Raw genomic sequence first — 7,722 nt, 5'->3', positions numbered from 1 at the left:
GATCGCGGGCACTTGATGTCGGCCAGCTTCGACCGGCAGTAGGCGATCAGCTCCCGCTCCAACTCTGGCCCGGCCATGGCCATGTCGACCGGCTGGACAACGGCCTTCACCTCCTCGCCGAAGTCGGCGTTGGGCACGCCGAACACGGCCACGTCCATCACCCGGGGATGGGTCACGAGGACGTTCTCCGCCTCCTGCGGGTAGATGTTCACCCCGCCCGAGATGATCATGTAGGCCTTGCGGTCGGTCAGGAACAGGTAGCCGTCCCCGTCGAGGTAGCCCACGTCACCGAGCGTCGACCATCCCCGGTCGTTGCGGCTCGCCGCCGTCTTCTCGGGGTCGTTGTGGTACTCGAAGGTGGCCCCGCCCTCGAAGTAGACGGTCCCGGCCTCGCCCGGCGGCAGCTCGGTCCCGTCCTCGTCGACGATGTGGATGGTGCCGAGGATGGCCTTGCCGACCGACCCGGGGTGCTCCAACCAGTCCTTGGAGTCGATGGCCGTGAAGCCGTTGCCCTCGGTGCCGGCGTAGTACTCGTGGATCACCGGCCCCCACCACTCGATCATCTCCCGCTTCACCGGTATCGGGCACGGGGCGGCGGCGTGGATCACCACCTGCAGGCTCGACGTGTCGTAGCCCCGCCGCTCCTCCTCGGGGAGCTTGAGCAACCGCACGAACATCGTCGGCACCATCTGGATGTGGGTGACCAGGTAGGCCTGGACCAGGCGCAGCAGCTCGACGGGATCGAAGTGCTCCATGACCACGACCGTGGCCCCGCCGCGCATCCAGCTCATCGTGAAGCGGAGCGGGGCGGCGTGGTACAGCGGGGCGGGGGAGAGGTACACGCTGTCGGCGGTGAGCCCGTACAGGCCCACGCCGAGCAGGTACACGCCGGAGGGCTGGCCCACCGGTCCCTCGGGGAGGGGAAGGCGCACCCCCTTGGGCCGGCCGGTGGTGCCCGACGAGTACAGCATGTCGCCGCCCTCGGACTCGTCGTCGATCGGCGCGGTGGGCTGGGCCGCCACCGCCTCCTCGTAGGACTCGAAGCCCTCGACGGTGCCGAGGCACACGAGCCGGGTGTGCACCGCCGGCGTCTCCGCCACCGCCTCCCGCGCCACCTCGGCCAGGCTCCGGGACGTCACCAGGGCGGAGGCGCCGCAGTCCTGGAGGATGTAGGCCACCTCCGGGGCGGTGAGCCGGGAGCTGATCGTCGTGTAGTACAGGCCCGACCTCTGCGCCGCCCACAGCACCTCGAAGTAGCGGGCGTTGTTCTCCATCAGGATGGCCACCGAGTCCCCGCGGCGCAGGCCGCGGGCGCGCAGCAGGTGGGCTACCTGGTTGGACCGGGCGTCGAGCTCGGCGTAGGTGACGGTCTCACCCGTGGCACCCATGATGTATGCGGCCTTGTCGGGCGTCTGCTGGGCAATTGCTCCGGGGTACACGCCGCAGGAACCTAGCCTGCTGCCCTGATGGCCCCTGCCCCGCTGTTCGCCGACCTCGAGTTCCGGGGCCTGGTCCACCAGGTCACCGACCCCGGGCTGGCGGAGCGCATGGCGGCCGAGCGCCTCACCGCCTACATCGGCTTCGACCCGACGGCGGACAGCCTGCATCTCGGCAGCCTCATCCCCATGCTCCTGCTGCGCCGGCTGCAGGGCGCCGGGCACCGGCCCATCGCGCTGGCGGGCGGGGGGACGGGCCTGATCGGGGACCCCAGCGGCCGGGAGACGGAGCGGGCGCTCCTCACCGAGGACGAGGTGCGCGCCAACGTGGCGGGGGTGCGCGCCCAGCTGGAGGGGATCCTCGACTTCTCCCCGGGACCGGGCCAGGCCGTCCTGGCCGACAACCTCGACTGGCTGGGCTCCCTCGGCCTGATCGAGTTCCTCCGCGACGTCGGCAAGCACTTCACCGTCAACCAGATGATCGCCAAGGAGTCGGTGCGCTCCCGGCTCGACGAGCGGGAGCAGGGGATCTCGTTCACCGAGTTCAGCTACATGCTGCTGCAGTCCTACGACTTCCTCCACCTCTTCGACGCCTACGGGTGCCGCCTGCAGGGGGGCGGGTCCGACCAGTGGGGGAACATCACCCTCGGGATCGACCTGATCCGCCGGTCGCGGGGGACCGAGGCGTTCGGGCTCACCTCGCCGCTGCTGCTGCGCCCCGACGGCACCAAGTACGGCAAGAGCGAGACCGGGACGGTCTGGCTCGACCCGGCCCGCACCAGCCCGTACTCCCTCTTCCAGTTCCTCGTGCGCAGCGAGGACGCCATGGTCCCCAAGCTGCTGCGGTGGTACACGTTCCTGCCCCCCGAGCGCATCGCCGAGCTCGACACGGCCGTGGCCGAGCGCCCCGAGCAGCGCCAGGCGCAGCGGGTCCTGGCCCGGGAGGTGACCACCCTGGTCCACGGGGAGGCCGAGGCGGTCCGGGCCGAGCGGGCGGCGTCGGTCCTGTTCACCGAGGAGATCGCGTCACTGGACGAGTCCAGCCTGCTGGACGTGTTCTCCGACGCCCCGTCGAGCACCCGCCCCCGCTCGGCCCTGGACGGCTCCGGCCTCCTGGTGTCCGAGGCGCTGCGCGACTCGGGCCTGGTCAGCTCGCTGTCCGAGGCCCGCAAGGTCATCGACCAGGGCGGCGCCTACGTGAACAACCGCCGGGCCGGCGGCCCCGAGCCCCGCATCGCCGCCGCCGACCTGATCAGCGACCGCTACGTCGTGCTGCGCCGGGGCAAGGCCAACCACCACCTGCTCCGCTTCGGCTGACGATTCACAATCCCGCCGGGTCCCCTACCCCCCGGCTCCTCCGCCAGGCGGGGCCCCAGCCCCGCCGGCGGCCGTCACTCCAGGGCGGATCCGGGCCGCCCAGTCGGCCATCTCGGCGTCGTCGGCATAGCGCTGCCGGGGCCAGAAGAATCCCCGCAGCCCGTCCTTGAACCGCCGGGGGATCACGTGGACGTGGAGGTGGGCCACGCTCTGGCTCACCGTATTGTTGATGCCGACGAAGGTGCCGGGGACGTCGAGGCCGCCCTGGACGGCGCGGGCCACCCGCCGGGTGGCGCCGAACACGACCGGGACCAGGTCGGCGGGGAGGGTCAACAGGTTCTCGTGGTGCTCCCTCGGCACGACCAGCACGTGGCCCGGGAACACCGGGCGGACGTCGAGGAAGGCCGCCACCCGCTCCTCGTCCAGCACCAGGTGGGCCGCCACCTCGCCGGCCAGGATCTCGCAGAACCGGCAGTCCGCCATCCCCGGCGAGCCTAGGGTCGTCACCATGTCTGACAGCCCCGTGGGCATCGGGTCCCGGCCCCCGGAGACCGTCCTCGAGCCCCCCGCGCCCGACGCCCTGCGCCGGCTCCACGAGGCGCTGGTCCGCGACGCCGCCCGCCGCCGGGCGGCTGTGTCCGAGGTGGTGGCCGGGGATCCCACCTTCCTCCTCGCCTGGGCCGAGCTCGGGGACCTGGCCCGCGACGACGTCGAGGCCTACGCCTGCTTCCGCGTCGGCTACCACCGGGGCCTCGACGCCCTCCGCGCCGCCGGGTGGCGGGGCTCGGGCTACGTGCGGGGCCGCCACCCGTCCAACCGGGGCTTCCTCCGCTGCCTCGACGGGCTGCGCCGGGCGGCCGTCGCCATCGGGGAGGCGTCCGAGGCCGACCGGTGCGCCACCTTCCTGCGCCAGCTCGACCCCGAGTGGCCGCTGGCGGACGATGCCTGAGCCGGCGGCCGGGCCCGTCGGCCCGTTCCCCGCCGGGGCCGACCCGGACGAGTACGACCGCCTGCGCCGGCGGGTCCTGTGGTCGATGCCATCGGGTCTCTACATCGTCGGCAGCCGGGCGGGGGACCGGCTCAACGGGATGACCTGCAACTGGGCCACCCAGCTGGCGACCGACCCCAAGCTGCTCGGCGTCAGCGTCGAGCGGGGCGCCGTCACCCACGAGCTGATCGAGGCCGGGGGCGCCTTCTCCCTCAACGTGCTGGCCCGGGAGGACCGGACGCTGGTCCGCAAGTTCGTCAAGCCGGCCGACGCCGACCTCGCGGCCCGGACCCTCAACGGCTTCCCTTACACCGAGGCGGTGACCGGAGCCCCGATCCTGGCGGCGGCGGTGGCGTGGCTCGACTGCCGCGTGGAGCGGAGCCTCGACGCCGGCAGCCACACCCTGTTCGCCGGGGAGGTCGCGGCGGCCGGGTTCAACCGGCCCGAGGACACGCCTGTCCTGCGGATGGAGGACACCCGGATGTCCTACGGTGGCTGAGCCCGGGCCCGCCCCCTCCGACGGAGGGGCGCACGAGTGGGTGGAGGAGCCGGGGCGCTTCGCCGAGCTGTGCCGGCGCTGGGCCGGCCTCGAGCTCTACGCCCTCGACACCGAGTTCCACCGGGAGCGCACCTACTACCCCCGCCTGGCCCTCCTGCAGGTGGCGTCGGAGGAGGGCGTGGTCCTGGTCGACCCCCTGGCCGTCGACGTGGCGCCCCTGGCCGAGGTGCTGGCGGGCCCGGGGACGATGGTGGCCCACGCCGGGGACCAGGACGTCGAGGTCCTCGAGCTGGCCTGCGGGGTGGCCCCGTCCCGGCTGTTCGACACCCAGGTGGCCGCCGGCTTCCTCGGGATGGCCACCCCCTCGCTGTCCCGGCTGGTCGAGTCCCTCCTCGGGCGGAACCTGCCCAAGAGCGACCGGCTCACCGACTGGACCCGCCGGCCCCTGACCGCGCCCCAGCGCCGGTACGCGGCGGCCGACGTGGCCCACCTGCTCGAGCTGCACCAGGTCCTGCTGGCCCGGCTGGACGACGTGGGCCGCCGCCAGTGGGCGGTGCAGGAGTGCGCCGAGCTGCTGGCCGGGCGGCGCCAGGCCGGCATCCCCGAGCAGGCGTGGTGGAAGATGCGCGACGCCCGCCAGCTGCGGGCCCGGTCCCGGAGCGTGGCCCAGGAGGTGGCGGCGTGGCGGGAGCGCCGGGCGGCCCAGCTCGACATCCCGGCCCGCCACGTCCTGCCCGACATGGCCCTGGCGTCGATCGCCCACCGGCCGCCCCGGAACCGGGAGGAGCTGTCCGAGGTGCGGGGCCTGGACCGCCGCCACCTCGGCCGGGAGACCGAGGCCGGCGTCCTCGCCGCCGTAAAGCGGGGCCTGGAGCTGCCGGCGTCGGAGCTGCGCACCCCGCCCGAGGCGGCGGTCGACCGCACCCGCCGGCCGGCGGTGGCCCTGGCGGCGGCGTGGGTGGGCCAGCTCGCCACCGACCTCGAGGTCGACGCCAACCTGCTCGCCACCCGGGCCGACCTGGCCGACCTGCTGTCGGGGCGCCCGTCCCGCCTGGACCAGGGCTGGCGGCACGAGGTGGTCGGCGCACAGGTGGCCGCCCTGGCCGGGGGAGCGGCGGCGCTGGCCTTCGACGGCCGGGGCGGGCTGGTGCTGGAGGAGCGCTCCCACCGGCCCGCGTCCCGGGACTCCCTGGCCGGGCCCGGGCCTGGCGCGGCCGGGGGGTCAGCCGAGGACGACCGCCTCGTCGGGCTCCAGCCGCCCGCCGTAGGCGACACCCTCGCCGCGCCCGAGTGAGCTGACCTGCACCAGGGCCTCGGGGCCGGGAACGGTCACGGGCACCGCCGCCCCGGTGTAGTTCACGAGGACCACCCGGGCGTCGGACTCGTGGCGGCGCCGGTAGGCCAGCACGCCGTCGGGGGCGGGCAGCTCCTCCCAGGTCCCGAGGCGGAGGGCGGCAGACCCCCGCCGGAGCGCCAGCACCCTCCGGTAGAGGTGGAGGATCGACGCCGGGTCCTCCCGCATCGCGGCGGCGTTGCGCCGCTCCGCGTCCGGGGGCCACGGCAGCCACAGCTCGTCCGCCTCGGCGCCGGGCTCGGCCGGCACGGGCCAGCCGTGGGCCGGCCCCGCCTCCCACGGGATCGGGGCCCGGCACCCGTCCCGCCCACCCGGGTCCACCTGGCGGTCGGGGGCCACGACGGCGTCCTCCAGGCCCAGCTCCTCCCCCTGGTACAGGAACGGGGTCCCCCGCAGGGTGAGCAGCAGCACCGCCGCCGCCCGGGCCCGGGCCTCCGATCCGTACCTGGTCCGGTGGCGGGGGTTGTCGTGGTTGGACAGCACCCACGTCGGCCACGCCCGCTTCGGCTCCAGCTCCTCCTGGACCCGCTCGATCCGCCGCTTCCACGCCTCCTCCTCCCACGGGGCGAACAGCGGGGGGAAGTTGAACGCCAGGTGCAGCTCGTCGTCGTCCCCGTAGTAGCGGGCCACCTTGGCCGTCGAGAGCAGGAACACCTCGCCGACGAGGAACCGCTCACCCGGGTAGGAGTCGACCACCTGGCGCAGGCGGCGGAGGATGCCGTGGGTGCTCTCCTGGTCGTTCTGGGCCGACCACGGGACGGCGGCCACGTCCTCGGGGGCGTCCGGGAAGGCGGGGTCCTTGCCGAGCCCGTGCACGACGTCGATGCGGAACCCGTCGACGCCGCGGTCCAGCCAGAACCGCACCACGTCGGTCATGGCCGCCTCCACCTCGGGGTTGGCCCAGTTGAGGTCGGGCTGCTCGGGGAGGAACAGGTGCAGGTACCACGCCTCGCTGGCCTCGTCCCACGTCCACGCCGGCCCGCCGACGAAGGTGGCGGTCCAGTTGTTCGGGGGCCGGGACGGGTCCCCGTCCCGCCAGACGTACCAGTCCCGCTTCGGCGAGCGCCGCGACGAGCGCGACTCCACGAACCAGGGATGAGCGGAGCTGGAGTGGTTGGGCACCCAGTCGACGATCACCCGCAGGCCCCGGTCATGCGCCCCCGCGACCAGGGCGTCGAAGTCGGCCAGGGACCCGAACAGCGGGTTGACGTCGCAGTAGTCCGCCACGTCGTAGCCGAAGTCGGCCAGGGGGGAGGGATAGAACGGCGTCAGCCACACCACGTCCGCCCCGAGCCAGGCCAGGTGGTCGAGGTGGGCCCGGATCCCCTCCAGGTCCCCCGCGGGACGGCCCCCGGCCATGGGCAGGCCGGCGTCGGCGCCGAGGGGGCGGCCCCGCCCGAACGAGGGGACGTAGACCTCGTAGCAGACCGCCTCCCGCCACCAGCGGGAGCCCCCGCTCCGGGGTTCGGTGCTCAATCGCTCAATCCGGGGGAGGGGGGCGCAGGTCCACCCGCAGGGTGAGGATCCCCTCGTCGAGGGAACCCTCGGCGTCCCCCAGCATGGCGAAGTCCTGGAAGTCCAGCTGGGCCTGCTCCATGAAGCGGCGCCGCTCCGGTCCCTCGATCGGCGGCAGGCCCCGGTTCCGCACCGCCTGGGCCCGCTGGCGGAAGCGCTCGATCATGGCCTGGACGTCGAATTGGTGAGCCACGGGGTCAAGCTACCGGCCTCCCACCGCTAGAATGACCGTCGTCCGGGAGGCCGTTCGTTCGGTTCGGGGAGCCGCCTGTGAAAAAGGGACGTCACCGCCGCTTCGAGGAAGCGCGTGCGCTCAAGCGGTCCAACGAGCTGGATGCCGAGCCCTGCGCCGAGTGCGGCGCCGAGCCCGGTCGCGACCACGCGTCCTGGTGCCTGGCCGGGGAGGAGGAAGAGGAGCTCGAGGAGGTCGACGGCGCCTAGGAGCCTGCTGAGTAAGGCCCTTCCCAAGGACGGGCCGGAGGCTTAACGTCAGTCTCGGTCAGTGGGCCCGGTCGATGGCCGAACCGAACAGCCGGTGTGAAGAGGGTGAGAGCCGGCGACCCTGGGTGGCTTCGGCCCAAGGTGAGGTCCCTTCATTGCCCGCCGGGCCCAT

At 73.8% G+C, this 7,722-nt stretch carries 9 protein-coding genes; 5 read left to right on the top strand and 4 right to left on the bottom strand.

Annotated features, from left to right (window positions below; all coding sequences use genetic code 11):
* Nucleotides 1-1,439: AMP-binding protein (locus VFW24_09200; GenBank protein ID HEX5266939.1), on the bottom strand; the 1,439-nt coding region annotated here is incomplete at its 3' end.
* 27 nt (nt 1,440-1,466) lie between these two features.
* Here VFW24_09200 and tyrS point away from each other — a divergent pair.
* Nucleotides 1,467-2,753 carry a tyrosine--tRNA ligase gene (tyrS, locus tag VFW24_09195; GenBank protein ID HEX5266938.1) on the top strand — a complete coding sequence of 429 codons (1,287 nt, stop codon included), beginning with the start codon at nt 1,467-1,469 and terminating at the stop codon, nt 2,751-2,753.
* Between the two features lie 24 nt (nt 2,754-2,777).
* Here tyrS and VFW24_09190 read toward each other — a convergent pair whose 3' ends face one another.
* Entirely contained in the window at nt 2,778-3,236 is a 459-nt protein-coding gene (locus VFW24_09190) for an HIT family protein (protein ID HEX5266937.1), read from the bottom strand.
* Nucleotides 3,237-3,261: 25 nt separating this feature from the next.
* Here VFW24_09190 and VFW24_09185 point away from each other — a divergent pair, with 25 nt between their 5' ends.
* The 3 genes from VFW24_09185 to VFW24_09175 are packed head-to-tail and all read left to right on the top strand — an operon-like array spanning nt 3,262 to nt 5,534.
* Complete coding sequence (locus tag VFW24_09185) at nt 3,262-3,702, top strand: DUF3151 family protein (protein HEX5266936.1); 441 nt, start codon at nt 3,262-3,264, stop codon at nt 3,700-3,702.
* Complete coding sequence (locus tag VFW24_09180; GenBank protein ID HEX5266935.1) at nt 3,695-4,240, top strand: flavin reductase family protein; 546 nt, start codon at nt 3,695-3,697, stop codon at nt 4,238-4,240. Before VFW24_09185 ends, VFW24_09180 begins: the two co-directional genes overlap by 8 nt.
* The gene (locus tag VFW24_09175) at nt 4,233-5,534 is read left to right on the top strand and encodes an HRDC domain-containing protein (GenBank protein HEX5266934.1); all 1,302 of its coding nucleotides are present in this window, start codon (nt 4,233-4,235) and stop codon (nt 5,532-5,534) included. Before VFW24_09180 ends, VFW24_09175 begins: the two co-directional genes overlap by 8 nt.
* On the opposite strand, the gene VFW24_09170 is transcribed toward VFW24_09175, so the two are convergent.
* Entirely contained in the window at nt 5,463-7,070 is a 1,608-nt protein-coding gene (locus tag VFW24_09170; GenBank protein ID HEX5266933.1) for an alpha-amylase family glycosyl hydrolase, read from the bottom strand. The genes VFW24_09175 and VFW24_09170 overlap by 72 nt on opposite strands.
* 4 nt (nt 7,071-7,074) lie before the next feature.
* Nucleotides 7,075-7,302: a hypothetical protein gene (locus VFW24_09165; GenBank protein HEX5266932.1), complete on the bottom strand. Its 228-nt coding sequence runs from the start codon at nt 7,300-7,302 to the stop codon at nt 7,075-7,077.
* Nucleotides 7,303-7,379: 77 nt separating this feature from the next.
* Between VFW24_09165 and VFW24_09160 the strand changes: the two genes are divergently transcribed.
* Nucleotides 7,380-7,550, top strand: a complete 171-nt coding sequence (locus VFW24_09160; protein HEX5266931.1) for a hypothetical protein — start codon at nt 7,380-7,382, stop codon at nt 7,548-7,550.
* Nucleotides 7,551-7,722: the final 172 nt, after the last annotated feature.

It is taken from the genome of Acidimicrobiales bacterium (assembly GCA_036273495.1).
Classification (GTDB): domain Bacteria; phylum Actinomycetota; class Acidimicrobiia; order Acidimicrobiales; family JAJPHE01; genus DASSEU01.
Note: the sequence above shows the minus strand (reverse complement) of the source record. Positions and strands in the feature narration are given on the sequence as shown.